The organism is Microvirga medicaginis (genome assembly GCF_052658925.1).
Window position 1 is genome coordinate 89,412 of sequence record NZ_JBQWEL010000007.1, and the last position, 26,796, is coordinate 116,207.

Genomic DNA, 26,796 nt, shown 5'->3' on the forward strand with positions numbered 1-26,796 from the left:
TCTTTCTTTTCGAGCAGATCGCCTCCGGTCATTCCGCCGGATGAGTCGGAGGCTGCGCGATCTGCGGGGCAGGGCTCTCACCATGGGGGCGCTGACCAGTCTGCGCGCGTAAGCGGTCGAGCATCTCGCTCACGTAAGTGGCGGGTTTGGTATAGCCGCCGATGAGCAGGTAGATCGCCGGCACGACGAGCACCGTCAGGAGCGTCGACATGGTCACGCCGCCGACGATCACCGTACCGATCGCGCTCCGTGCTTCCGCGCCTGCGCCCGTGGACCAGGCAAGCGGGATCGCGCCGCCGATCATGGCGATCGACGTCATGAGGATCGGGCGAAGCCGAAGCACCGAGGCTTCGATCACCGCATCCCACACGGACATTCCCCGTTCGCGCAACTGGTTGGCGAATTCGACGATGAGAATGCCGTTCTTCGTCATCAAGCCGATGAGCAGGATCATGCCGATCTGGCTGTAGATGTTGAGTGTCTGGCCCGTGATCACGAGCGCGGCCAAGCCGCCCGTGACGGCAAGCGGCACGGTCAGCATGATGATGAACGGGTTGATCCAGCTCTCGAACTGCGCCGCCAGCACCAGGAACACCACGAGCAGCGCCATGCCGAACGTGACGTAGATCGCATTCGAGGATTCACGGAAATCCTGCGACTGGCCGGTATAGCCGATGCGCGCTTCCGCCGGCAGGTTCTCACGCACGATCTGCTCCAGCACCGCAAGCCCCTCGCCGATGGAGGTGGTGCCTTGCAGACTCGCATCGATGGTGATGGAGCGCATCCGGTTGAAGCGGTTGAGCGTCTGCGGGGCCGCAGCTTCTGTCAGGTTGACGAAGGAGGAGAGGGGAACAAGTTCGCCGTTCGTCGCGCGCACGAAGGTATTGGCGAGATCGTTTGGCGTCGCACGATCCTCCGCGCGGCCCCGCATGATGACGGAATATTCCTCGCCACGGTTCACGAATGTGGAAACCTCGCGTTCGCCGAACATCAGTTCAAGCGTGCGACCGATATCCTCCACCGACACGCCGAGATCGGCGGCGCGCTGTCGATCGATCTGCACGCGGATGTCGGGCTGGGACTCGCGGTAATTGGAATCCATGTTCACGAACATGCCCGTTTCCTGCGCCTTCAGCATGACGATGTCGCGCCATTCGCGAAGGGTGTTGTAATCGGGGCCGCCGAGCACGAACTGAATGGGCTTCGACGGGCCGCGCTGGCCGAGCGAGCCGGGGCTGATCGGGGCCACGCGGGCACCGGGGAAGTTCGCAACCTTGCGGTTGATCTCATCCACGAGAGTCTGCTGCTTCATCGTGCGCTGATCCCAGGGGACGAGGCGGACGATGATCATGCCGGAATTGACCGGTGAGGGACGCGCGAAACCGGGCGCGACCTGGCTCGTGATGGAGGAGACGACGCCCTGTTCCTGATAGGGCAGCAGAATCTTCTCCACCTCCTTCACGCGATCGCGGGTATAATCGAGGCTTGCACCCTCCGGTGCCTCCACGCGCACGATGATCGCACCGCGATCCTCCGTCGGCGCAAAGGTTTTCGGCAGCATCTGGAACAGGCCATAGGCCGACACGCTCACGGCGAAACCGAAGGCAAGAATGATGAGCGGGGCTTTGAGAACCCGCATCAGGATCTTGCGATAGACATTGTTCATGCCCGTGAAGAAGGGTTCGGTCATCTTCTGGATGCGGCCATGGGCCGGCACCATGAGTTTCGAGCACAGCATCGGGGTGAGCGTGCGCGCCACGACGCCGGAGAAGAAGATGGCGGCGGCGAGCGTGATGCCGAACTCGCGGAAGAGCTGGCCCGTATTGCCGGTCATGAAGGCGAGCGGCACGAACACCGCCATCAGCGTAGCGGTGGTGGCGATGACCGCAAAGCCGATCTCGCGCGCGCCGTCGAAGGAGGCAAGCAGCGGCGGCTGTCCTTCCTCGATCCGGCGGTGAACGTTCTCGATCTCCACGATGGCGTCGTCCACCACGATGCCGATGGCGAGCACCACGGCAAGGAGGGTCAGCACGTTGATGGAGGCATTGAAGTAAGCCATCACCATGCAGGCGGCGATGATCGAAACCGGGATCGCGACGATCGCGACGATGGTGGAGCGCCAGTCGCGCAGAAACACCAGGATCACGAGCACGACAAGCATGATGCCTTCCGTGAGCGTGTGCAGCACGCCGTCGATGGAAGCGCTGATGAACTGGCTCTCGTCGTAGGAAATCTGTGCCGTGGTTCCCGGGGGAAGCGACGACTTCAGGTTTTCCAGTTCCGCGCGCACCCCTTCGGCAACCGCAAGGGTGTTGGCTGTCGATTGGCGCACGATGCCGAGGCCCATGGCGACCTTGCCCGCTTCATAGAACTCGAAGCGGTTGTCCTCCGGCCCAACCTCCACCTTGGCGACCTCGCTCAGGCGCACGAGATAGCCGTTCTTGTTCGAAACGATCAGCTGCTCGAAATCCTGCGGAGTCGAGAGGCGGGAATCCGTCTTCACCGTGAATTCACGCTGGGTGGATTCGATGCGTCCGCCCGGCAGTTCCACATTTTGCCGTTGGATCGCCGTTTCCAGATCTTGAACCGTGAGGCCGCGCGCTGCCAGTGCAGGGCGGTCGACCCAGATGCGCATGGAATAGCGCCGTTCGCCGGCCAGGTTGACGTTGGCAACGCCGGGAACGGTCGAGAGGCGGTCCACGTAGACGCGCTTGAGGAAGTCGCTGAGTTCGAGAGCGTCGTAGGTCGATGAGGTGACGCTGACCCACATGATGGCGGAGGCGTTATCGTCCACCTTGCGGATGACCGGCTGGTCCACGCCGTCCGGCAGGCGGCCCACCACGCGGAAGACCGCGTCGCGCACGTCGGACGTTGCGCCTTCGGGATCGCGCGACACGTCGAACTCGATGGAGACCGAGGAGCGTTCGTTCTGGCTTTGCGAGCGGATCTGGTTGATGCCCTCGATGCCTGCCACGGCACCTTCGATCACTTCGGTCACGCGGCTCTCGATGACTTCATTCGAAGCGCCGCGGTAAACGGTGGAGACGGACACGACCGGGCGATCCACACTCGGATACTCGCGGATCGGCAGATTCATGAGCGCGGATAGGCCGCCCACGATCAGCAGCAGGCTTACCACAACGGCGAAAACGGGACGGCGAATGAAGAGGTCGGAAACCTGCATGACGGCTCAGCTCTTGGACCGGTCCTTGGACCAGCCGTTGACAAAAGTTCTCCCGCCGGAGCGGGAGAGAAATCATTTAGCGCTCTGCGGCCTGCGCAGTGCCGATCGCGTGCGGCGCATTCAGCGTGCTGCGCGAAGGCGGCTGGCGGTTCGCGGCAGGCACGCCTTGCGGCTCCTGTGCGCTCGAACCGAGCGGACGGGCGATCACCTCGGCCCCGGGGCGCACGCGCTGGACACCCAACACCACGATCGTCTCGCCCGCTTTCAGCCCGTTCACCACCTCGACCTTGCCGCCCTGGCGCTGGCCGATGGTGATGACGCGGCGCTCCACCTTGTTGTCCCTCACCGGGTAGACCACATGGCGCAGGCCTTCGCTGACGATGGCCTCTTCCGGGACCAGGACTGCCTCATTATTGACCGAGACTTCGAGCGTTACGGCCAGGAACATGCCGGGCTTCAAGGCCTCGTCCGGGTTCTCGAACTCGGCGGTGAGACGTGCGGTGCGGGTGGCCTGATCGACGCGAGGATCAATGGTGGACACCTTGCCCGTAAAGGTGCGGCCCTTGTAGGCCGCCGACATGGCATTCACCGTCTGGCCGGGCTGCAGACGGCCCAGGAGGTTCTCGGGCACGGCGAAGTCGAGGCGAACCTTCGAGAGGTCATCAAGCGATGTGATCCGCGTGCCGGGCGCGATATAGGCGCCGAGCGAAACGGAGCGGGTGCCGACGCGGCCGTTGAACGGGGCACGGATCGTCAGGTCCTCAAGCCGCGCCTCGGCCGCCTTGCGCTGTGCCTGAGCCGAGGCGATCGCGCCTTCGAGGGATTTTATCTGTGCGGTCAAATCCTCCACCTGCGCGTTTGTGCCCGCGCCGGTGCGGCTGAGGGCCTGGGCACGCTCGAGCTTGATGGAGATTTCATTCCGCTGGGCCACGGCGCGGTTGGCTTCGGCAATGGCCTGGTCGATGTCGGCCCGGCGCTCGGCGGCATCGAGCTGCACCAGAATGTCGCCGGCCTTCACCTTCTGGCCCTCCTCGAAGCCGATTTCATCGATCACGCCAGCGACCTTAGCCGTCACCGTGATGGACTCGAAGGCGCGCACCGTGCCCACGGCCTCGCGGGTTTCCACGATGCGACCGGTCTTGACCGTATCGACCTCCACGGTCGCCGGTCCGGAGGGACCGCCGCGACCGCCGCGTCCTCCAGCGGGAGCGCCCTGTCCTTGCCCTGCGGGCTGGCTCACATACGCGCCGATCACAGGCACATTGGCGAGGTACCCGCCTTGATAGGCATACCACCCGCCAAACCCTGCTGCCCCCAGCACGGCGATGACGGCGAGTTGACCGGACACACGCATGCTCGCTCCTTAGTCTCGGAAGTCTTTTTCAGTCTCGAATTAATGGGATGTGACCTAACACAACTTAGGTCAGTCCCTATGACTATAACGCAGTGAGCACGATGTTTTGTATTACGATTTCGTAATCTGAGATTTTTCTCCGTTGCCTAGCCTTGCGGCATCTGCCTTGACCATAGGCCCCCATTCCGTCATACCGGTCGGCGGGACACCTCTCCCCACCGAGAGGCGCCCATCTGTAAGGATGGATACCATGACAGACCTGCCCAACGCGCGTCCGCGCGCGCCTTTCTTTTCCTCCGGACCCTGCGCCAAGCGCCCCGGATGGTCCCTGCAAAACCTGAAGACCGAAAGCCTCGGCCGCTCGCATCGCGCGAAGCTCGGCAAGGCGCGCCTGAAGCTCGCCATCGACCTCACTCGCGAGGTGCTGGGCGTGCCGGCCGATTACCGCATCGGCATCGTGCCCGCCTCCGATACCGGCGCCGTGGAGATGGTGCTGTGGTCGATGCTGGGCGCCCGCCCGGTCGATATGCTCGCATGGGAGAGCTTCGGCGAGGGCTGGGTCACCGACGTGGTCAAGCAGCTCAAGCTCGCCGACGCCCGCGTGATCAACGCTCCTTACGGTGAGCTGCCCGATCTCTCCCGGGTCGACACGAAAAACCGCGACGTGGTCTTCACCTGGAACGGCACGACCTCCGGCGTGCGCGTGCCGAATGCGGATTGGATCGCGGCCGATCGCGAAGGTCTCACGATCTGCGATGCGACCTCTGCGGCTTTCGCGCAGAAGCTCGATTTCGCGAAGCTCGATGTGGTCACCTTCTCCTGGCAGAAGGTGCTGGGCGGCGAAGCGGCCCACGGCATGCTCATCCTCTCGCCGCGCGCGGTGGAGCGCCTCGAGACCTACAAGCCGGCCTGGCCGCTGCCGAAGATCTTCCGCATGACCAAGGGCGGCAAGCTCATCGAGGGCATCTTCGAGGGCGAGACCATCAACACGCCGTCCATGCTCGCGGTCGAGGATTACATCGACGCGCTCGAATGGGCGAAGTCCATCGGCGGGTTGAACGCGCTCGTCGCCAAGGCCGATGCCAACGCGAAGGTCATTCGCGATTGGGTGGCGCGCACGCCCTGGATCGCGAACCTCGCGAAGATTCCGGCGACCGCTTCGAACACCAGCGTGTGCCTCGTCATCGCCGATCCCGATGTGGTGGCGAAAGGTCCTGAAGCCGTGGCGCAGGTTGCCAAGGGCATCACCGCCGCGCTCGAGAAGGAGGGCGTCGCCCTCGACATCGGCGCCTATCGCGATGCGCCTCCCGGCCTTCGCATCTGGTGCGGCGCGACCGTGGAGCAATCCGATCTCGAAGCCCTGACGCCGTGGCTCGACTGGGCCTTCGCGCAGGAAAAGGCAAAGCTCGCGAAAGCGGCTTGAGGCTCAATTTCTTCAGTTCCGTCATCCCCGGGCTCGTCCCGGGGATCCACGCCTTTTTGAGGCTGAGCTTGCGAAACCGGCAGACGTGGATGGCCGGGACAAGCCCGGCCATGACGCCATGAGGTTTAACCCATGCCCGCTCCCCGCGTTCTCATTTCCGACGCTCTCTCGCCTGCCGCCGTGCAGATCTTCAAGGATCGCGGCATCGAGGTCGATTTCCAGCCCGACCTCGGCAAGGACAAGGAGAAGCTCAGCCAGATCATCGGCAACTACGATGGCCTTGCCATCCGCTCCGCCACGAAGGTGACGGCGAAGATCCTTGAACAGGCCAAGAACCTGAAGGTGATCGGCCGCGCCGGCATCGGCGTGGACAATGTCGAGATTCCCGCCGCCACGGCGAAGGGCATCATCGTCATGAACACGCCCTTCGGCAATTCGATCACCACCGCCGAGCATGCGATCGCGATGATGTTCGCGCTCGCGCGCCAGATCCCGCAGGCCGATGCCTCGACGCAAGCCGGCAAGTGGGAGAAGAACCGCTTCATGGGTGTCGAGCTCACCGGCAAGGTTCTCGGCGTCATCGGTTGCGGCAATATCGGCTCCATCGTCGCCGATCGCGGCATCGGTCTTCGCATGAAGGTGATCGCCTACGATCCCTTCCTGTCTCCCGAGCGTGCGATCGAGATCGGCGTCGAGAAGGTGGAGCTGGAGGATCTGCTCCGCCGCGCCGACGTCATCACGCTGCATGTGCCGCTGACGGAAAAGACGAAGAACGTGCTCTCAGGCGAAAACATCGCCAAGACGAAGAAGGGCGTGCGTATCATCAACTGCGCCCGCGGCGGCCTCGTCGATGAAGCAGCTTTACGCGCGGCGCTCGATTCCGGCCATGTGGCGGGGGCCGCCTTCGACGTGTTCGTCGAGGAGCCTGCGCTCACCAATCCGCTCTTCGGCCATCCCAACGTGGTCTGCACGCCGCATCTGGGTGCTGCGACGACAGAGGCGCAGGAGAACGTGGCCCTGCAGGTGGCCGAGCAGATGTCGGATTACCTGCTCCAGGGCGCCATCCAGAACGCTGTGAACTTCCCGTCCATCACGGCGGAGGAAGCGCCGCGCCTCAAGCCTTTCGTGGCGCTTGCGGACAAGCTCGGCTCCTTCCTCGGCCAGCTCACGGAGGCGCCGATCAAGGGCATCCGCATCGAGTACGAAGGCGCCGTAGCCGAGATGAACACCCGTGCGCTGACATCGGCGGCCATCACCGGCGTGCTGCGTCCCTTCCTGCAGGACATCAACATGGTGTCGGCTCCCATCGTGGCCCGTGAGCGCGGCATCACGGTGGAAGAGGTCAAGCGCGAGAGCGCCGCACGCGATTACGAGAGCTTCATCCGTATCATCGTGGATGCGGAGGATATGTCGCGCCATGCGGGCGGCACCGTGTTCCAGGACGGCAAGCCACGCGTCACCGAGATCCGCGACATCGCGGTCGATGCCGAATTCGCGCCGCATATGATCTATGTGCGCAACGACGACAAGCCGGGCTTCATCGGCAGATTCGGCACGCTGCTCGGCGAGTCCGGCGTGAACGTGGCGACCTTCGCGCTCGGCCGCGACAAGCCCGGCGGCGACGCCATCTGCTTCGTCTCGGTCGACGAGCCCGTCTCGGATGAACTCCTGCGCAAGATCGAGGAGATTCCGCAGGTCAAGCGCGCCCGCGCGGTGCGTTTTTAAAGCATCTTCCGGCGAAGGGGATTCCCGTTCGCCGGAAAAGAAGATGCGAGAGAAGAGGTAAGATCATGGTCCATGTCCCGTCACAACGCTTCGTCCTGACGCTCGCCTGCGCGAACCGTCCCGGCATCGTCGCCGCCGTGGCAGGGCATCTGTCCGATGTGGGCCTCAACATCCTCGACGCCCAGCAATACGACGACACGCTGACGGATCGCTTCTTCATGCGTGTCGTTTTCAATCCGGTCGAAGGGCACGGCGATATCGACGCCCTGAAGGATGGCTTCGTGCCCTTGGCGGATCGCTTCGGCATGACATGGACCCTGCGCGATATCGGCGAAAAGCGCAAAGTCATGCTGCTCGTCTCGAAATTCGATCATTGCCTGGCCGATCTGCTCTACCGCTGGCGCATCGGCGAGCTTGATTTCGAGCCGGTCGGCGTCATCGCCAATCATCCCGCCGAAACCTACAGCCATGTGGGCCTGGGTGACGTTCCGTTCCACTATCTTCCCGTGACGAAGGACACGAAGCTCGAACAGGAAGCCAGAATCTGGGAGATCATCCGCAATTCACAGGCCGATCTCGTGGTGCTCGCGCGTTACATGCAGGTTTTGTCCGATGGGCTTGCGGCGAAGCTCTCGGGCCGCTGCATCAACATCCACCACTCGTTCCTTCCGAGCTTCAAGGGCGCCAAGCCCTATCATCAGGCCCATGCGCGCGGCGTGAAGCTGATCGGCGCCACCGCTCATTACGTGACGTCCGATCTCGATGAAGGGCCGATCATCGCGCAGGACGTGGAGCCGATCACCCATCGCGACAGCGCGGACGATCTCGTGCGCAAGGGACGTGATATCGAGCGGCGCGTTCTCGCTCGTGCGGTGCGCTACCACCTGGAAGATCGCATCCTGCTCAATGGCCGCAAGACGGTGGTGTTCGCGGATTAGTGCTGCCTATAGTGATGTCCTTCTTCGTCATGCCCGCACTTGTTGCGGGTATCCACGTCTTTATCGTCGTTGAAGACGTGGATGGCCGGGACAAGCCCGGCCATGACGGAAAAATGCATTTTGCAGTGGTGTGACTGTTACTACTTCCGCTCCGCCAGCCAAATCCCACCGAGCACCAGAAACAAGCCCAGCGCGTGGTAGTAGGCGAAGGGCTCGCCCAGCAGCATCACGGCGAGCAGTGCGCCGAAGACCGGCACGAGGTTGACGAATAGGCCTGCACGTGCCGGCCCGATCAGTTCCACGCCACGAATGAAGAAAATCTGCGAGATGAGCGACGGGAACAGGCCGATATAGAGAAGGATCAGCCAGCCCTTGAGCGTCGGCCATTGCACCGCGCCCTGCGCGATCTCGATTGCGAGCAAAGGCAGCGACGTGAGGAATGCGACGCCCGCCATGGCCGTGAAGAACACGAGGCCCGAGACGGGCGGCCGACGCCTCAGGCCCAGCGTGTAGCCCGCATAGAAGACGCAGGCGATCAGCATCCACACATCGCCGATGTTGAGCGCCAGCGTCGTGAGAACCTCGAGATCCGCCTTCACCGAGACCAGCACGACACCGAGGATCGTGACGATCATGCCGAAGATCTGCAGCGGGATCACGCGTGCGCCGAAGAACAGGATGGTGCCGATCAGCACCAGCACCGGAATGGAGCCCTGGAAGATCGTGAGGTTCACTGCGCTCGTATGATAGGCGGCGGCATAGAACAGGGCGTTGAACGCCGTGAAGCCCGAAGAGCCCATGAGGATGGTGTAGAGCCAGCGCGAGCCGATTTTTGGCCACTCGGCCACGACCTGCCGTCCCACCAGCGGCCCCAAGATGACGGCCACGATGGCCCAGCGGATGCAGGTGAGCAGCATGGGCGACACCTCGCCGACGGCGAGACGTCCGGCGATGGCATTGCCACCCCACATAAGGGTGGTGAGGATCAGAAGCAGGTAGGCCTGTCCCCACAGTCCCTTCCAGAGCGATTGCAGGATTTTCATGGAAGGCTAGACCTCATGATACTTGCCGCCGGGCGCAGTTTCGATAAACCAGCGTCAACGAAGCGGGTGACGATGATGGCCTTACGGTTTCTGATGGTTGAGGGCAATACGCGCAGTGCAAGGGAGGCCCACAAGGCTGCCTATGGCAATATGCTGTCCGAGTCCTATGCACAGGCGATCCAGGACATCGAAAGGACGGCGATCTGCGACATCGCCTTCCCGACGGACGAGGGCGCGAACCTGCCGGATCAGGCGGGGCTCGAGTCTTACGATGGCATCGTGCTCACCGGTTCGCACCTCAGCATCTATGACCGTACCCCTGAGATCACGCGCCAGATCGACCTGATGCGGGCGATCTATGCCTCGGGCACGCCGTCCTTCGGTTCCTGCTGGGGGCTGCAGGTGGCCGCTGTTGCGGCAGACGGCGACGTGCAGAAGAATCCTCTCGGTCGCGAAGTGGGTTTCGCCCGCCGCCTGCGGCGCACGGAGGAGGGAAGGGGTCACCTCCTGCTTGAGGGCCGCCCGGAGGTCTATGATGCGCCCGCCATTCATCTCGATATGGTCACGGCGCTTCCTGAAGACGCCAGCGTGATCGCCACCAATCCGGTCTCCGAGGTTCAGGCGGCTGAGATCCGAAGGGACGGCGGCACCTTCTGGGGCGTGCAGTACCACCCGGAGTTCAGCCTTTCCGAACTGGCGGTGATCCTGCGTCAGCGAACCGAACTCATGATCCGCGAAGGCTTCTGCCGCACGCCGGAAGAGGTCCATTCCTACGCGGATGACCTGACGACACTCGATGTGGAGCCTTCACGCTTCGATCTGGCCTGGAGGCACGGGGTCGATGCCGAGGTGCTGGATGCGAACCGCCGCACCCGGGAAATCCGCAACTTCATCGAGCATCGGGTGAAGATACAGAAGAGCGCCCGCGGCCGGGCCTGACATCCTCCGGGTCGGTCCAAAGAACCTTCTCCCTTCGTCATGGCCGGGCTTATCCCGGCCATCCCGATGTAACGGGCGCAGCGCTTCAAAAGGTCGGGATCACCGGCACAAGACCGGTGATGACGTGGGGGGGCGACGCGAACCTCCGGTTCCGCACGACACGCTAAAGCACATCCACGATGATACGCTGAGAGACGGGAGTGGCGGAGGATGGCGCCTGCACGACGAAGCCCCGGCACTTGGTGGTGACAGGGTAGATGGGAGCACGGTGCCGGTCGGCCCCGATCATGTAGTTGACCGTGTAATAGGTCTCGCCGCCGACGAAGGTCGTGTCTTTCGTCTCGAAAACGTATCCCAACTCAGTCGGGTTGATCCGGTAGATTGCCTGTGGCGGCCCGAAAGCCGCGATGCGCTCCGAAATCGGCCGGCCGATATAGTCCGAGCATGAGACCGTCATGGTTTCCTGCACCATTGGCGCACAGCCCGCAGTGCCGAGCGCCATGCCGACAACGACAAAAATCCTTTTCACGGCGCTCTCCCCGGTGATGGAATACATATTCCTATCTATGGAGAGCATCTAGGCGACTGTGTACTGTTAGGGAAGCCATCGGCGCTCCGCCAGAATCATCTTCGGGCCGTAGGCTCGAAAAGTCGGAGCGCTGTGTCTGATCCAGCAAACACATTGGGTTCTACTGTGCACCTCTCTCCCACACGGGAGAGGTCTTCCAGCGCAGGCTCTCATGATCGCTCACCCGGTCGCACCACCGCTACCCGGCCCAGAACGACGATGATCGTGTTCTCACTCTGTTCTTGACTTTGGTCCTAATCTAAACTATGTTGCATCTGTCCTGACCTGCCGGGGGCGCGCTCGCGAGGCGTCGTGACTGCGGGGTCGGGAGCGGTCCCGTGCGGGAGGTCAACGCAGCCTCCGGTGACGGGAGGCCCAGGCTGTGCAAGTCGGGCTCGGATCGGTCACAAGCCGCCCGCAGGTCGAGAAGCGACCGCTGCGGTGTCCGCTTGCGGCGGTTGACGGAGCCGGTGCCGCCTGTCCGCCTAAAGAAGCCGTGCGCGAGGAGCCGTTCGGTTCCACGCTTCACTTCCAAGATCGAGCCGGACCGCTCCTCGCGCCCCCCTCGACCCACACCCTCGGGCCAACACGCCGCGAGGATGCTGCCGCTTGGCTCTTTGACAATTCCGATCGAGCTTCTGCGTCACATCCGACAGCGCCCGCCCGGGTCAGCCCCGGCGGTCCGAAAGGACCGGGAAGGGAATCCACCGACACACGAGGCGCTATGGACTCCCTTCCCCTCCGATGGCTTTCGCCATCTCCGGCCGGGATGACGGCTTCCGTCCCACTCTCTCCGTCATGGCCGACTACCGGGCTTGCTCCGGGGATCCCCATTTTCTCATAGCTCCGCCTTCATCTTGAGAGGCTGGGTGTTTCCCTCCCCCTTGCGGGGAGGGATTGAGGGTGGGGGTCGCAAAGTCAAAGTGCTGCGCTTCATCAAGAGAGTACAACAGTACTACTGTCATGGCCGGGCTTGCCCCAGCCACCCCGAACAGGAAGAGCGCAACGCTTCGCTTTATCGTGATCACCGGCACAAGGCCGGTGATGACGTGAGTGAACGAATCCCATCGCTCACCCGGTCGTTCCACCCCACCCCCGCCAGCGGGGAGGGGAAAGCGGTGCCCGTGCTTGATGAGCCATTCTCTGAGGGTGCAGGCGCTCGCCTTTATTCCGTCTCTTGAAAAACCGAGACTGAGGGACATCTCGCGCACAGCAGGACGGAGCATGATGCATGGGACAAGGCTCATTCCGGCTTGACCTGGGGCGCGCGATCCACGAAGAGGGTTTGCAAGGTTTTTACCCATCCAAACCCTGGCCTTGCGCCGGGGTTTTTTCATGTGAGGCTTGAGCGATGGCGAACGTGGTTGTCGTGGGCGCCCAGTGGGGCGACGAAGGCAAGGGCAAGATCGTCGACTGGCTGTCCGAGCAGGCGGACGTGGTCGTGCGGTTCCAGGGCGGGCACAATGCCGGTCATACCCTCGTGATCGGCGGCAACGTCTACAAGCTGTCGCTGCTGCCTTCCGGCGTCGTCCGCCCCGGCAAGCTCTCGGTCATCGGCAACGGCGTGGTGCTCGATCCGCATGCGCTTGCGGCGGAAGTGGCGCGCCTCCAGGAGCAGGGCGTGGCGATCTCCCGCGAGAACCTGCGCGTGGCTGAGAACGCCACGCTGATCCTCTCCATCCATCGCGAGCTCGATGCGCTGCGCGAGAGCGGCAGCGCCGGCACGAAGATCGGCACCACCAAGCGCGGCATCGGCCCCGCTTACGAGGACAAGGTGGGCCGTCGCGCCATCCGCCTCATGGATCTGGCCGATCTCTCCTCGCTGCGCGACAAGATCGAGCGCCTGCTCACGCACCACAATGCGCTGCGCCGCGGCTTCGGCCTCGACGAGTTCAAGCCCGAGGAGATCTATGAGGAACTGGCCTCGGTCGCTCCGAAGGTTTTGCCCTACATGGACGCCGTGTGGCGTCTGCTTGATGAGGAGCGCCGGGCAGGCCGCCGCATCCTGTTCGAGGGCGCGCAAGGGGCTCTCCTCGACGTCGATCACGGCACCTATCCCTTCGTCACCTCATCCAACACGGTGGCGGGCCAGGCGGCCACGGGTTCGGGCATGGGCCCGGGCGGCGTCGGCTATGTGCTCGGCATCGCCAAGGCCTACACCACCCGCGTGGGCGAGGGACCGTTCCCGACCGAGCTGTTCGACGAGACCGGCGAGCTGATCGGCCAGAAGGGCAAGGAATTCGGCGTGGTCACGGGCCGCAAGCGCCGCTGCGGCTGGTTCGATGCCACCCTCGTGCGCCAGACGGTGCGGACCTCCGGCATCGACGGCATCGCGCTCACCAAGCTCGATATCCTCGACGGCTTCGAGACGATCAGGATCGGCGTCGGCTACAAGCTCGACGGCCAGATCATCGACTACTTCCCGGCGAGCCAGGGGGCTCAAGGAAGGGTCGAGCCGATCTATGAGGAGTTCGAGGGCTGGAGCGGCTCAACCGCCGGGGCGCGCTCCTGGGCGGATCTTCCGGCACAGGCCGTCAAGTATGTCCGCCGCATCGAGGAGCTGATCGGCGCGCCCGTCGCGGTGCTCTCCACCTCGCCCGAGCGTGACGACACAATCCTCATGAAGAACCCCTTTGAGGCTTGACGTCGGGCCGTCTCCGGGTCCATTCGGAGAGAAATGGCAGATTATTACCCTCTCATCGCACGGGCCGTCGAAGGCCTGACAGAGCAGACGCCGGTCACGCGGCGCGCCGTCTACGAGCGCGCCCGAACGGCTCTGGTCACCCAGTTGCGGTCTCTCAATCCGCCTCTGCCTGAGGCGGATATCCAGCGGGAATGTACCTCCCTCGATCAAGCGATCACGCGGGTCGAGGCCGATTACGCGCCTCCTCCGGCAGGCTTCGATCCGAACGCCTTCGCGGAGCTCCTGGCCGAGGATCAGCATCATCAATCCTCTGCCGAGCGCTTGCGAAGCGTGGTGTCGCCAGGGCAGGCCTTGAGGGCGCCTTCCCAGGATGAGGTGGAATCCAAGCAGCCCGTTCAATCTTTCGAGGAGGCGGCACCTGCCCGCCCGCGGGTCGACACGCGTCCGCATCCGGCCATGCAGAACAACGGGCGGATGCGCTCGATCCTGCTCGGCTCCGTCATCGGCCTCGTGATCCTTCTCGTCGCGGGTCTTGCCTGGTGGCAGAGCCGCACGGACGCGCCTATCCCCGAGACGCCCGTGGCCGAAGCTCCTCAGGCCCCGGTTGCTCCCGAAAATTCCAAGATCAACGAGCGTGTCGGCGGGCAGGCTCCGCAGGCAGCGCCTGCTCCTGCAGGAGCAGGCCAGGCGATCGGCGTGGCGCATCGTGCCGTCTTCTACGAAGAGGATGCCGCCAATCCCCAGACCCCGAAGGCCTATGTCGGGCGCGTGGTCTGGCGACTCGAGGATGTGAATCCTGGGCAGGGGCAGCCGCTCGAGAAGGCTGTCTCCGCCAATATCGAGATCGCTGATGCAGGCCTCACCATGAAGATGGTGCTGCGCCGCAACCTCGATACGACCTTGCCGGCGTCGCATACGGTCGAGCTCACCTTCACCACCCGCAACGGCGACAGCGGTCGCGTGATCCGAGACGTCGGCCTCCTGCAGTTCAAGAACGAGGAAGCCGCGCGCGGTACGCCGGTTGCGGGCCTGCCGGTTCCCGTGCGCGAAAACCTGTTCCTGATCGGCCTGTCCAATCTGCAGGGCGATGTGGAGCGCAATACGGAACTCTTCGTGCGCCGCAACTGGATCGATCTGCCAGTCCGCATGGCCTCCGGCCAGCGCGCCATCCTGAGCTTTGAAAAGGGCACCACGGGCGAGCAGGTTCTGAACAGCGCCTTCAGCCAGTGGCAGTAGGAGAGCTATCGTGAGCCAGCAAAAAAGCCGCGCGATGCGCGGCTTTTTTTCATGGAATCGTGGTTTCCAATCAGACCGAGGCTTCGGCTCCAGTCGATGGTGTGCTCTCGATCTGGGTGAGGTTCTTCTTCACCGCTTCCTGCACCTTCTCGAAGGCGCGCACCTCGATCTGACGCACGCGCTCGCGGGAGACGCCGAATTCGGTCGAAAGCTCTTCGAGCGTGATCGGGTCTTCCGAGAGGCGGCGAGCCTCGAAGATCCGGCGCTCGCGCGGGTTCAGGACCGAGAGAGCGTTGCGGAGTGCGGTCAGCCGGTTCTGGCCTTCCTCCTCCTCCACGAGCAGCTGCTCCTGGCTCTCACTCTGATCGACCAGCCAATCCTGCCATTCGCCGCCACCCTCGCCCTCTTCGCGCAGGGGCGCGTTGAGAGAGGCGTCTCCGCCGAGGCGACGATTCATGTCCACCACGTCCTGCTCGGTCACGCCGAGCTGGGTGGCGATCTGCTTTACCTGCTCGGGACGCAGATCGCCCTCTTCGAGGGCGGAGATGCGGCCCTTGGCCTTGCGCAGGTTGAAGAACAGCTTCTTCTGGTTCGCGGTGGTGCCCATCTTCACGAGGGACCAGGACCGCAGGATATATTCTTGAATCGCCGCCTTGATCCACCACATGGCATATGTGGCGAGGCGGAAGCCCTTGTCGGGCTCGAAGCGCTTGACGGCCTGCATGAGGCCGACATTGCCTTCCGACACCACCTCGCTGATCGGCAGGCCGTAGCCACGGTAGCCCATGGCGATCTTGGCGACGAGGCGCAGGTGGGATGTCACGAGCTTATGGGCAGCCTCGCGATCTCCATGCTCCCGCCAGCGTTTGGCGAGCATGTATTCCTCATGCGGCTCAAGCATGGGGAAGCGACGGATTTCGTCGAGATAGCGGGAAAGGCCCCCTTCATTGGCAAGCACTGGAAGCGCTGTAGCCATGTGTTCTCCTCCTTTGGCTCCCTCTTTCCGTGAGGCAAGCCTGAGGCGGCCCCCAGAATGGCCAGCCGCCAACTTCCTTATATAAGCGGTCCGACCTTGTCCGAATAGAGGCGTCAGGCTTCAAGACGTGGTGAACGCCTGGAAAGCGCAAGGGTGCCAGCGTGGCAGAATTTTGCGACGCATTGACGCTCGACTTTACGCTCGCAGGGCTTCCACGAGCATTGCCAAATCCGCAGGGATGGGGCTCTCGAAACGCAGGAATTCGCCTGTCCTGGGATGCTCGAAGCCTAAAACCGCGGCATGAAGCGCCTGCCGGTTCAGGGCTTTTAAAGCCTGCTGCTGCATGTCCGAGAGGCGGTTCGCCTTGGTCTTGAAGCCTGAGCCGTAGACGGCATCGCCAAGGAGCGGGTGGCCGATATGGGCCAAGTGGACGCGGATCTGGTGGGTACGCCCGGTCTCCAGCTCGCATTGGACGAGAGCGGCCATGGGATTGGCGTGGGGCAGGGCCTCCAGCACCTCGTAATGGGTGATGGCATAGCGGCCACGCTCGTTCTCGTCGGAGACGATGGCGATCTTTTCCCGGTTATGCTGGCTGCGGGCCAGCGCCGCCTCCACCGTTCCTCGCTTGCGCTCCGGCACGCCCCAGACAAGGGCGAGATAGAGTCTTTCCAGAGGGCCGGTGCGGCCGTGATCGGCGAATTGCTCCGCGAGGCCCTGATGGGCCAGATCGTTCTTAGCCACAACGAGGAGGCCCGACGTATCCTTGTCGAGCCGATGCACGATGCCGGGGCGCTTGACGCCGCCGATGCCCGAGAGACTATCGCCGCAATGGGCGATGAGCGCATTGACCAGAGTGCCGGATTCGTGCCCCGCCGCCGGATGGACCACAAGCCCCGCCGGCTTGTCGATCACGATGAGGTCGTTGTCCTCATAGACGATCACGAGGTCCATCGCCTCCCCCTGGGGCTCGGCCGGAACGGGTGAGGGGACCCGCAGCGCAACCCGGGCGCCTGCTCCCACCTTGCGGCCCGGATCGAGCACGGGCGCGCCATTGACGGTCACTTGGCCTTCGCGGATCAGTGCCTGCAGACGGCTGCGCGACAAGTCGCTCGCAAGGCGCGCGAGCACCCGGTCCAGCCGCTCGGCCGCTGTTCCATCGTCCAGGGTCCATTCGTGAAGGTTCGTCTCGTCCACCGCGTCCTCATTTTCAGCATGGCCCCCTCTTTTTTAAGAGAAAGGGCTTGAAGGGATTCACGATGGTGGTTATACGAGCGGCCTCCACCTTGCTAGCTCCCTTCGTCTAGCGGTCTAGGACGTCGCCCTCTCACGGCGAAAACAGGGGTTCGAGTCCCCTAGGGAGCGCCAAAGGTTTCAGGGACTTAGCTGGAAGAACCAGTAGGTCCCATCAAATTTCTCCAAAATCTCTCAAGACGAGCGACAGAACTGTGCAGCAAATAAATTCGCTGCCGAGTTCAGGTTTTGCTCGGCAGGCCTTGCTCAAAGTTCCGTGTTCGGGCCGTAAACAGACCGTCGCGCAAGCGCACTTAGGGACACCTTTGACCCAAGTGGCAGGAGGCTAGCGCCTGAGGCACGCCGAGGCGTGCCTTGAGGCGGTTCACCTCTGCCGGCTTGATTACCTCGACGGCACATCCCGCCTTGCGCACGTGCTCGGCCTGGGCACCGCAGCAGCCGCAGCTCGGGTCCTTGGTGACCGTCATCGCGGGCAGGGCTTCTACCGCCACTGCGGAAAAGGCCGCATTGGTGACGGATGCAGCGGCAAGTCCGGTGGAGAAGCGTCTGCCGGCTGATCGTCAGGTTGGATGCCATGGCGTACACCTCACGGCTTCGCGCTCTCCGCGAGCCAAGCCGTCATCATGGTGATTTCGTCCTCCTGCGCCTTGATGACGTTCTGGGCGAGCTCGCGGATCTCGGGTCCTTGCTGAAGGCGACGACGATCTTAGCCATGTCGATGGCGCCCTGGTGAGGGGCGATCATGTTGCGGGCGAAGTCGGCATCGGCGTTGCCCGTGTACTCCATCGCCATTTCGCGATGCATGCGCTCGCTGACTGCGTTCCATGGGCCAGCGAGACAACGCTCTGGTCGCCGTGGGGCCCGCCCATCTGCATGGAGCACGCCCCGCAGTCCATCACGCCTGCCGCACTGCTCCGCATCACCATTTTGCCGCTCAGTGAGATATTTTCCTGCATTGTAGAATTCGTCGGCAAATCTGAGAAAGTCAGGTGCTGTAGAGCTTATTGCTGACGCTCGTTTCAGTCGGCGTTTCAGAAGGAGAGTCTCACTTTACGATGCAGCCGCTCGGAATTCCGTCTGGCCAAACGGCAAAAGGTTGATTGCTACAATCAGAAAGTGCTTGCGACATGGACGTATAAAGACCTAGATTAAACGCAAGTGGCCGCGACGTTGCCCCGTAGGGCGAGATCAAGGGGCACAGATTCACCCTGAAAACACTCCAGAGAACGGAGGGGACATCATCGATCTTTTATCGGGACGATCAAACCTGATGAGAATTCTGATCTACGCGATCGATTGATCGGAGAAGTGGATGCCGCTGTGGTCAGAGTGACTCCCATCTTCGCAAGTCTTCTCAGCGTTTCAGCTGTCATTAGGACCGTTCACAGCCGGGTCTCGAATGGCGGCTGAGCTTTCTCTGATCCGAAGGCGTGGGATGTGCGTTCCATGGATTTGATCAATTAAGGATGGAGGGATTGTCGTCCGCCTTATTCAGCTAAACGCCTGATCTCGAATGCGAGTGACATCTCTTCTCTGACTGCGGCCAAAAAGAAGGAAGTCCCGAGACGAACAACGCCTTCATGATAATCGATTAATCCAGAATTGCCCCCGTGTGTTTGGGAGGCCCTGTCTTCGAGGAAAGCTAATGAAACGGAAAGTTGCTCTTGTATTCGGAGGATCGCGCGGAATTGGCGCGGCAAGCGTCAATGCGTTAGCACAGGATGGTTTCGACGTGGCGTTCACTTATGTGAATGAGGCCCCACACGAGTTACCTTCGGTCAGGGATGCCAGTTTCAAGGCATATCAGGTCGATATTGCTGATCCTGCTGCAGTTGCCAGAGTCTTCACCGATGTTGAGAAGGATTTCGGCGAGGCGCCGCATTGCATTGTCGCGAATGCGGGCATCAATGTGCCGCCTGCTCCCATAGCGCAGTTCGAGTTGGATACTTTCCGACGACTCGTCGAAATTAACCTCGTCGGGGCATTCAACATTCTGCATCAGGCGGCGCAAAGAGTTGCCGATGGCGGTTCAATCATTGCTCTGACCACGTCGCTCGTGCGTCATGCTGTTCCAGGTGTCGGTCCCTACAGTGCCACGAAAGCGGCGGTTGAATGCCTCATCCGCTCCATGGCGAAAGAGCTTGGCGGCCGTGGCATCCGGGTGAATGCGGTTGCACCGGGCCCGGTGGATACCGACTTGTTCCGCTCCGGAAAGACGGAAGAGGCGATCAATCGCTCCGCCGCCCTAAGTCCATTCAACCGCGTCGGCCGACCCGAGGAGGTGGCCAACATCATCAGCTTTCTCGCGTCTGACAAGGCATCGTGGGTGCATGGTCAGACCGTTCAGCCTAACGGCGGCCTGATCTAGATAACAAGGAATCTGGCTGAAGGGGAGCACCGGGCTGCCGATGCAGCAGTACAGTGCTCCTATCTTTATTGTAAGGCCATCAGCCAGATACGAACCTGGTTCGCACGCGATAAGGCCGATGCGCGATCCGTCGCGTGTAAACGTCAGACGTCCTTTGCAGATCCATGGCGGATTATCTGCCGTTAAGAGGGAGGAGCTTGCCCCCAGCGCTGGTGATGCCCGCTTCTGCGCTCGGAATGCTGGGAGCCCGGCGAACCGCGGCTCATCCTGTCCTGTCGGCGGTGCTCCAGCCGAATGCCGAGAGAGCTTTACAGCTTGCCGCAATATCTTCGTCCGGGGTCTGCGAAATGACCTCAAGCGTGGAGGGGCCTTTGAAACCAATCTCTGCGAGGGCGCTGGCGATTCTGTCGAAGGGAACCACGCCTGTGCCAATCGTCGAATGAGCCCAAGTGCTCAGGCCCGTATCCGACAGATGGACGAATTCCAGCTTCGGCGCGACGATGCGTAGTCCCTCCGCTGGATCCTCGCTGGCGAAGACGGCATTCGCAACATCGTAGGTCACACCGAGGCGCGGATTGCCGATCTCCCTCAGGCGACGCATGAGGTCGCCGGCATGCGGCAGGTAGGATGACGGCACATTCTCGATGGTCAGCTTGACACCTTCGCTTTCCGCGGCGCGGTCCATCTCTTCGAGGGCGTCCTCGAACCACCGGTCCCTGAAATGGGACGGCAGCGGGAGCAGGGGGTGGATCTTCCCGGGGACCACGACGACCCAGGGCGTGCGCCATTCGCCTGCGAGACGGATGACGTCGATATAGTGGTCGATGGAGTAGCGCCGCACCTCAGGGGAGTTGCTGACGAGATTCAGGTCGAGCATCGGAGGCGCAAGCGAAAGGACTTTAAGATTCTTCTCTTCGAGCAGACGGCCGATTCGATGCCGAGCCGCATTCCCCATCGCGGAGGGCCACAGATGCGGCCAGTTCACCATCAGTTCGAAGTGGCGATGTCCGTGTTCGGCGAGATGGGCCAGAGTTTCGCAGGCGGAGAGCCGCCAGATATAGGAATAGCAGTTGATGGCGAGGGGTCTGGTCACGAATGGCTCCCTTGCGGCTTGGGATATAGGCCCAAGGTATGGTGTTCTCAGGCATGAAGAGTTCGGCTCGTATGATAAAGGCCATATCGGGCGAGGTCCTCTCTGCCCAACTGCGGCCGGTCACCACGCGCCCGAGATTTGGTGAGCAGGCAGCACTGGACCATACCTCGTTGATGTTGTTGCAGCCTCTGGCACGGAATCTCTCAGACTAACCTGCGCCGATCAGGTTAGGACTGCAATTTAGAAATTGCAATTTACATTATGAAAAAATAGCTTCTTCTTGAAGGTTCTCATGTCCTATTTTGCATAGGAGAAGAGGTCAAGCTTGCCCTGTGAAGCACTCTCAGGCGTTCTATCATAACAGTTAGACCCGACGTTCAAGCCTTTCGTGCCGGAAACAGCCGCAAACAATAAATCACGACCTCTCCGGAAGAAATCTCATAATGAGAGTTGACTTGCCACCAAAATAAAATTTACGCTTCCCACATTGGCAACGGATTTGTGGCCATTGTCGCGCGGGAGGTGCCTCGAGGACTTCAAAGAGATCGGCGCAGACTGGCGGTCGGGCCTTCATTGTGGAGCACCGATCAGAATTCTTGAAGAAGCTTCGTAAGCCAAAATGCCAGCGAATGGTCTCAAGTGACGGAGCGAGGAGAATATCGGACAGGTGCGTCCGGTTTCTTCCGCAACTCCGGCCAACGGACGGCCATCATGAAGAAAAAACGCGAATTCAGGCGCTAAGGGAGAAAACGATGCAATCAAGGAAATGGCTCAAGAAGGCGGTCTTCGTTGCGGGTGCGATGGTGCTGTCATCATCGGCATTCGCACAGAACTTTCCGTCGCGGCCGATCGATCTGTCGGTATGGGCTGCAGCCGGCGGCGGTACGGATACGACAAACCGCTATCTTGCGCAGGCTATGGAGAAGCATCTCGGTGGCAAGATCAACGTATCCAATCGCACGGGCGGCGGCGGCGGCGTCGCGATGAACCACGTCTGGTCGCAGCCTCATGACGGCTACACTTGGCTTGGGGCCTCAGAAGCGCAGCAGATCGTCAAGGTCATGGAGTTCCACAATACTGGGACAAAGGACTGGCGCTGGTACATTGTCGCGGGCGCGCCGGGCGTAATCTCCGTCAGGGCGGATTCTCCCTATAAGAGCCTCGATGATTTGATCGAGGCAACAAGAAAAAATCCGAAGTCGGTGAAGGTCGGGCATTGCCCTATCGGCTGTGTTTGGCACATGAAGGCCCTCGCTCTTGGGCAGGCCGCTGGCGTCGAACTGAACTACATCCCGTATGACGGCAGCGGCCCGGCGCACATGGCGGGTCTCACCGGCGAAGTCGACGCGGTTGTGACGGGTATTGCCGAACAGGCCGAATTCATTCGCGCCGGCAAGCTGCGCCCGCTTGCGATGATTGAGATGAAGCCCTTCGAGTTTCCGAAGATTGGAATGATTCCAGCGGCCGGCGCCAAGTATCCTGACATCCAGAAGATCCCCGCTCGCCAGTGGCTTGGCATGGCCATCCCGAAGGATACTCCCCCGGAGATCGTGGCCAAGGTCGATGCAGCCTTCGTGAAAGCGATGGACGATCCTAAGGTGCAGTCGCTCAGAAGCGAGCGCATGTTCGAGCTTTACGGCGAGTATGGCGACGCAGCCGAAAAGAGCCTCCAGAAAATGGAGGACGCCATGAGCTGGAAACTCTACGAACTTGGCGTTGCCAAGAAATCTCCCGACACGTTCGGCATCGCAAAGCCTTAAATCCATTGGAAATGGCGGCGGGTCTCCATGGTCCGCCGTCCCACTTCTTTTCAAGGAGCAGGATATGCTGCCGCACAAGTCACTTCGGCGCGCTGACGTCGTTGCCTCATGCGCCATGATTGGCCTTGGTGTTGCCGTGATCTATTCCGGATCACAGATGCCGTGGACGAGCACCCTCACCGGCGGTGCCGCGCAATGGTATCTCTCACCAGGGCTCTTCCCAACCGTCGTGGGGGCGCTTCTGATCCTATTCAGCGCACGCGTCCTGCTGACCGCGATCAAAGAGGGCGGGTTCAACGGAATTGGAGAGGCCACCTCAAATTGGATTCGTGGGTTGCCACGAAACCGCCCGATCCACAGGGCGATCATCATCACGCTGCTGATGATGGTCTACATCTTCTTTGGCCTCGGCAAGATCAATTTCGTCGTCGCCAGCAGCATCTTTCTCTTCGCATCGATTGCGATTTTCTGGTGGAAGGACGCCCAGCATCATTGGGTCCGAACCGTTGCTGTCACTCTCGCGGTGTCCGTCGGTGTTCCTTTTGTCATTTCCTACCTGTTTTCGACATTCCTCTTCGTGCCGATGCCTTGAACAGCCACCTCTCTGAAACGCGGTGACGACGATGCTTCTCTCCTTCATCTATGAAATCTTCGCCATGGTGACGCCGATCAACATGGCCGTCATGGCTGGGTCGGTAACGCTCGGCATTATTTTCGGCGCACTTCCGGGTCTGACCGCAACGCTGGCCGTCGCTCTGCTTAGCACCGTGACGTTCACTCTGCCCGTCGATCTCGCGATGATTGCTTTGATCGGCGCTTATGTCGGGGCGATTTACGGCCCGTCGCATGCATCGATCCTGCTGGGCATTCCCGGCAGCGCAGCCGGAGCCGCCACGGCTCTCGATGGTTATGCCATGGCGCAACAGGGCCGCGCGGGCGAGGCGATCTCAATGTCGACGACGGCCTCAGTGATCGGCACGATTCTTGGTCTCTTCGCACTGATCGCTCTCTCGCCAATCCTGATCGAGCTTGCCCTGCAGTTCACTTCGGCCGAATTCTTCCTGCTGGCGTTGTTCGGCGTGCTGATCTGCGGCTCGCTGACCTCGCCGGACATGCCTGCCAAGGGTTGGATTGCAGGGCTTCTTGGCCTCCTCATCGCATCCGTGGGTATGGAGACGATCCAAGGCTATCCTCGCTTCACCTTCGGTATCGCTGAACTGGCAGGGGGTATCGATCTCGTTCCTGTGATCCTGGGCGGCTTTGCCATTCCGCAGATTATTCGTGTTCTACGCGATCTCGATGATCAGGCCGGAAGCGTACGCACCGTCAACAGCCTGTGGCCGAGATGGGGCGAACTCTGGAAGAGAAAAGTCGGAATCGTTCGATCCGGAGCCATCGGCGTCGGCGTCGGGGTCATTCCCGGCGTTGGCGAAGATATCGCTGCCTGGGCCTCCTACGATGCCGCAAAGAAAGCCGATCCCCATCCGGAGACCTTCGGCAAGGGCAATCCGACCGGCGTCATCTGCCCAGAGGTTGCGAACAACTCCTGCATCGGCGGAGCCATCATCCCTGTTCTCACTCTCGGCGTCCCTGGGTCTCCTCCGGCCGCCATGCTGCTCGGCGCACTGAATCTGCACGGCGTTCGCCCTGGACCTATGCTGTCCTTCGAGTTCCCGAACTTTATCGCCCAAATGGGAGCGATGCTGTTCTGGGCTGCCATCGGAATTTTCGTGATCGGCCTTTCGATGGCGCGTCTGTCGGTGATGGTGCTGCGGCTTCCAACCGCAATCCTCATGCCCGTCGTGGCCTTCCTGGCGACTCTCGGGTCTTGGGCGCTCGGGCTCAATCTCTTCAACGTCTATCTCATGCTGGGCTTCGGAGCGGTGGTCTATCTGCTCGAGGAGATCGGCTACCCGGTTGCTCCGCTCGTGATCGGCGTGCTCCTGGGTTCCATGGCGGACGTGAGCCTGCGTCGCGCTCTGCTGGGTTCGACCGGCAGCATCGAGCCCTTTGTGACCCGGCCCGTCGCGCTGGTGCTGCTGGCGCTCATTGTTATGTCCCTGTGCCTGCAGAACGAGGCCTTCAAGCGGGGTCTCGGAAGAGGTTGGGAGAGATTGTTCCGGGGCTTCCGCTTCCGGCAATCAGCAGCGTGAACAGGATCGATGCGGCGAGAGGGACGACTCTCGCCGCACTCGCCGATGAACGCCTTGGTCGGCAAGGACAGTGTCGCTGAAAGATCTTTGAAGCCCGCTGCAGCATCGTAAGAAACAAGCCGCTCCAGCCTAAGCAGCATTCAGCCTGCCGATCGGTCGGCAGTACAAAGCTGCGAATACGCGCAGCCCGCAGTGAGAAATGTCGTGACCGGATTACTGGGTGCGGCGAGAAACATCATTGTCTCCTACGTTTTTTCACAATGACAATTGACATTTCAAAATGACAAATGCGTTATGAGTAATGAACAGGCTTCGTGCCAGGAAAAACCAAGAGGACATAGAGATGCCCAAGGGCGCCGAACTGATCACCGAATTTCTGGTCAAAGAGAAAGTCCCATACGTTTTCGGCATTTGCGGCCATGGCAACGTGGGCATGCTCGATGCGCTCTATGAGGCGCGGGGAGACATCACCCTGATTTCGCCCCGCCACGAGCAGGTGGCGGCTCACATGGCCGACGGTTATTTCCGCGTGAAACACGAAGCGGTGGCTACCCTGACCTCCTGCGGCCCCGGCTCCGCCAATCTCGTCATGGGAACGGCCCTGGCGCTGACCGATTCCTCGGCCTTTCTAGCGATTACGGCCAATGTCCCGACCTCGCAGTTCAATCGCAGTCCATTTCAGGAGATCAACAGGCACAACCAAGCCGACTTTGCGAACGTCATGCGGCCGGTCGTCAAGCGCAGCTTCCAGCCCACCCGGGTGGACATGCTGCCGTTGGCTCTGCGCCAGTCCATGTCGACCATGCTGTCGGGGCGTCCCGGACCCGTCAATCTCGACGTGCCGTTCAACGTGTTCCAGGAAGAGGCTGACATCAACCTTGAAAGCGGTTCGCGCGCCATTCTCAACGAACGCCGCAGCGCCGCAGCGCCCGAAGATGTCGCGCGCGCTGTGGACATGCTGCTCGCTGCCAATCGTCCGGTGCTCTTCATCGGACACGGCGTTGCGATCTCGGAAGCATGCGATGAGCTCAGTGCACTGGCGCACCGGCTGTCGATCCCCGTCATCAGCTCGCCGAACGGCATGGGCTGCATCGATATGGAGGATCCGCTCTCGCTCGGATTCATCGGGCGCAATGGCGCTTATCCTGCCAACCAGGCCGGCCGCCTCAGCGATCTCGTCTTAGCCGTCGGCGCGCGCTTCGATGATCGCTCTTCGTCCTCTTGGATGCCGGGCTATTCCTGGAACTTCCCGACCACCAAGCTGATTCATGTGGATGTCGATCATGCCGAGCTCGGGCGCAACTATGCCCCGGATCTGCCGATCCTTGCGGATGCGCGCAGCTTCCTCAGGCAGATCCTGGCTGCTCTTGACCAGCGCGGCGTCACCGCTGAACCCCGTAATCGGGAGTGGCTGAATCAGATCAACGGCTGGCGGGATGAATGGGACGCTTTCACGAGGCCGAACTTCGATCTGCACACCAAGCCGATCCGGCCGGAGCGCATTGTTGCCGATTGCCGCGACGTCCTGCCGGACGATGCCATCATTACCTTCGATGCCGGCGTCCATCACAATTGGTTCATGCAGTTCTGGAAGGCGCGGCGTCCGCAGACGATGCTCAACAGCTGGGGCTTCTCCGGCATGGGCTTCGGACCATCAAGCGCACTCGGCGCCAAACTGGCCGCACCCGACCGACCTGTGATCTCTGTGTGTGGCGATGGCGGCTTCGCCATGGTGCCTCACGTCCTGTGCACCGCGGTGGAATACAACATCCCTGTCGTATGGGTGGTGTGGAACAACTTTGCTTGGGGCGCGATCCGCGATATCCAGTATGGCTTGTTCAATGGGCGCGAGATCGGAACGGCATTCTATGCCGGCCCGAACGGCGAGCCGTACAATCCCGATTTCGCCATGTGGGCGAGGGCCGCGGGCGTGGAGGCAGTCACGGTCACACGTTCCGAGGATTTCGCGGGTGCACTGGAGCACGCGATTCGCGCCAATCGGCCTTATCTTATCGATGTGCATGTGGATGCCGATGTTCGCCCGCCGGCGACCGGCGCCTGGTCACTGCCGCCCGTGCCCTACAAAGAGCCGGTCTTCGGAAAGCGTATCCTGCCTGCAGAGCTGGTGTAAGACGAAGCCG

At 61.7% G+C, this 26,796-nt stretch carries 19 protein-coding genes and 1 tRNA gene; 13 read left to right on the forward strand and 7 right to left on the reverse strand.

Annotated features, from left to right (window positions below):
- Positions 1-28: 28 nt before the first annotated feature.
- Both ACUXUR_RS11395 and ACUXUR_RS11400 read right to left on the reverse strand, forming a co-directional pair.
- Complete coding sequence (locus tag ACUXUR_RS11395; protein ID WP_445502463.1) at positions 29-3,184, reverse strand: efflux RND transporter permease subunit; 3,156 nt, start codon at positions 3,182-3,184, stop codon at positions 29-31.
- 76 nt (positions 3,185-3,260) lie between these two features.
- Positions 3,261-4,538, reverse strand: coding sequence for an efflux RND transporter periplasmic adaptor subunit (locus tag ACUXUR_RS11400; RefSeq protein ID WP_445502464.1), 1,278 nt, complete (start codon positions 4,536-4,538; stop codon positions 3,261-3,263).
- A gap of 250 nt (positions 4,539-4,788) precedes the next feature.
- Between ACUXUR_RS11400 and ACUXUR_RS11405 the strand changes: the two genes are divergently transcribed.
- The 3 genes from ACUXUR_RS11405 (at position 4,789) to purU (ending at position 8,624) form a co-directional block, all read left to right on the forward strand.
- On the forward strand, positions 4,789-5,961 hold the full coding sequence (locus tag ACUXUR_RS11405) for a phosphoserine transaminase (RefSeq protein ID WP_445502465.1): 1,173 nt from the start codon (positions 4,789-4,791) through the stop codon (positions 5,959-5,961).
- Between the two features lie 132 nt (positions 5,962-6,093).
- The gene (gene serA / locus ACUXUR_RS11410) at positions 6,094-7,686 is read left to right on the forward strand and encodes a phosphoglycerate dehydrogenase (RefSeq protein WP_445502466.1); all 1,593 of its coding nucleotides are present in this window, start codon (positions 6,094-6,096) and stop codon (positions 7,684-7,686) included.
- Between the two features lie 65 nt (positions 7,687-7,751).
- Entirely contained in the window at positions 7,752-8,624 is an 873-nt protein-coding gene (gene purU / locus ACUXUR_RS11415) for a formyltetrahydrofolate deformylase (RefSeq protein WP_445502467.1), read from the forward strand.
- A gap of 140 nt (positions 8,625-8,764) precedes the next feature.
- Here the strand turns inward: purU and ACUXUR_RS11420 are convergent, their stop codons facing one another.
- A complete protein-coding gene (locus ACUXUR_RS11420; protein WP_445502468.1) occupies positions 8,765-9,667 on the reverse strand; it encodes a DMT family transporter in 903 nt (300 codons plus the stop codon).
- Positions 9,668-9,682: 15 nt separating this feature from the next.
- On the opposite strand from ACUXUR_RS11420, the gene ACUXUR_RS11425 reads away from it, so the two are divergent.
- The gene (locus tag ACUXUR_RS11425) at positions 9,683-10,606 is read left to right on the forward strand and encodes a type 1 glutamine amidotransferase (protein WP_445502469.1); all 924 of its coding nucleotides are present in this window, start codon (positions 9,683-9,685) and stop codon (positions 10,604-10,606) included.
- 163 nt (positions 10,607-10,769) lie between these two features.
- On the opposite strand, the gene ACUXUR_RS11430 is transcribed toward ACUXUR_RS11425, so the two are convergent.
- Positions 10,770-11,135: a hypothetical protein gene (locus tag ACUXUR_RS11430; RefSeq protein ID WP_445502470.1), complete on the reverse strand. Its 366-nt coding sequence runs from the start codon at positions 11,133-11,135 to the stop codon at positions 10,770-10,772.
- Positions 11,136-12,525: 1,390 nt separating this feature from the next.
- Between ACUXUR_RS11430 and ACUXUR_RS11435 the strand changes: the two genes are divergently transcribed.
- Together ACUXUR_RS11435 and ACUXUR_RS11440 are read left to right on the forward strand one after the other, a co-directional pair.
- Positions 12,526-13,818, forward strand: a complete 1,293-nt coding sequence (locus ACUXUR_RS11435; RefSeq protein ID WP_445502471.1) for an adenylosuccinate synthase — start codon at positions 12,526-12,528, stop codon at positions 13,816-13,818.
- A 33-nt stretch (positions 13,819-13,851) separates the two neighbouring features.
- On the forward strand, positions 13,852-15,054 hold the full coding sequence (locus tag ACUXUR_RS11440) for a histidine kinase (RefSeq protein WP_445502472.1): 1,203 nt from the start codon (positions 13,852-13,854) through the stop codon (positions 15,052-15,054).
- Positions 15,055-15,124: 70 nt separating this feature from the next.
- Here the strand turns inward: ACUXUR_RS11440 and rpoH are convergent, their stop codons facing one another.
- Together rpoH and ACUXUR_RS11450 are read right to left on the reverse strand one after the other, a co-directional pair.
- Positions 15,125-16,030: an RNA polymerase sigma factor RpoH gene (gene rpoH, locus ACUXUR_RS11445; protein WP_445502473.1), complete on the reverse strand. Its 906-nt coding sequence runs from the start codon at positions 16,028-16,030 to the stop codon at positions 15,125-15,127.
- A gap of 195 nt (positions 16,031-16,225) precedes the next feature.
- Positions 16,226-17,224, reverse strand: a complete 999-nt coding sequence (locus tag ACUXUR_RS11450) for an RluA family pseudouridine synthase (protein ID WP_445502474.1) — start codon at positions 17,222-17,224, stop codon at positions 16,226-16,228.
- A gap of 95 nt (positions 17,225-17,319) precedes the next feature.
- Here ACUXUR_RS11450 and ACUXUR_RS11455 point away from each other — a divergent pair.
- The 3 genes from ACUXUR_RS11455 (at position 17,320) to ACUXUR_RS11465 (ending at position 19,649) form a co-directional block, all read left to right on the forward strand.
- Positions 17,320-17,395, forward strand: a tRNA-Glu gene (locus tag ACUXUR_RS11455).
- 460 nt (positions 17,396-17,855) lie between these two features.
- Positions 17,856-18,014, forward strand: coding sequence for a hypothetical protein (locus tag ACUXUR_RS11460; RefSeq protein ID WP_445502475.1), 159 nt, complete (start codon positions 17,856-17,858; stop codon positions 18,012-18,014).
- Between the two features lie 912 nt (positions 18,015-18,926).
- A complete protein-coding gene (locus tag ACUXUR_RS11465) occupies positions 18,927-19,649 on the forward strand; it encodes an SDR family oxidoreductase (protein WP_445502476.1) in 723 nt (240 codons plus the stop codon).
- 262 nt (positions 19,650-19,911) lie between these two features.
- Here ACUXUR_RS11465 and ACUXUR_RS11470 read toward each other — a convergent pair whose 3' ends face one another.
- Positions 19,912-20,742, reverse strand: coding sequence for a sugar phosphate isomerase/epimerase family protein (locus ACUXUR_RS11470; protein ID WP_445502477.1), 831 nt, complete (start codon positions 20,740-20,742; stop codon positions 19,912-19,914).
- A 752-nt stretch (positions 20,743-21,494) separates the two neighbouring features.
- On the opposite strand from ACUXUR_RS11470, the gene ACUXUR_RS11475 reads away from it, so the two are divergent.
- The 4 genes from ACUXUR_RS11475 to ACUXUR_RS11490 all read left to right on the forward strand — a co-directional run bounded on the left by ACUXUR_RS11475 (position 21,495) and on the right by ACUXUR_RS11490 (position 26,786).
- Positions 21,495-22,502 carry a Bug family tripartite tricarboxylate transporter substrate binding protein gene (locus ACUXUR_RS11475; protein WP_445502478.1) on the forward strand — a complete coding sequence of 336 codons (1,008 nt, stop codon included), beginning with the start codon at positions 21,495-21,497 and terminating at the stop codon, positions 22,500-22,502.
- Between the two features lie 64 nt (positions 22,503-22,566).
- Complete coding sequence (locus ACUXUR_RS11480) at positions 22,567-23,094, forward strand: tripartite tricarboxylate transporter TctB family protein (protein WP_445502479.1); 528 nt, start codon at positions 22,567-22,569, stop codon at positions 23,092-23,094.
- Between the two features lie 31 nt (positions 23,095-23,125).
- Positions 23,126-24,655, forward strand: a complete 1,530-nt coding sequence (locus ACUXUR_RS11485; protein ID WP_445502480.1) for a tripartite tricarboxylate transporter permease — start codon at positions 23,126-23,128, stop codon at positions 24,653-24,655.
- A 343-nt stretch (positions 24,656-24,998) separates the two neighbouring features.
- Complete coding sequence (locus tag ACUXUR_RS11490; protein ID WP_445502481.1) at positions 24,999-26,786, forward strand: thiamine pyrophosphate-binding protein; 1,788 nt, start codon at positions 24,999-25,001, stop codon at positions 26,784-26,786.
- The last annotated feature ends 10 nt before the right edge of the window (positions 26,787-26,796 follow it).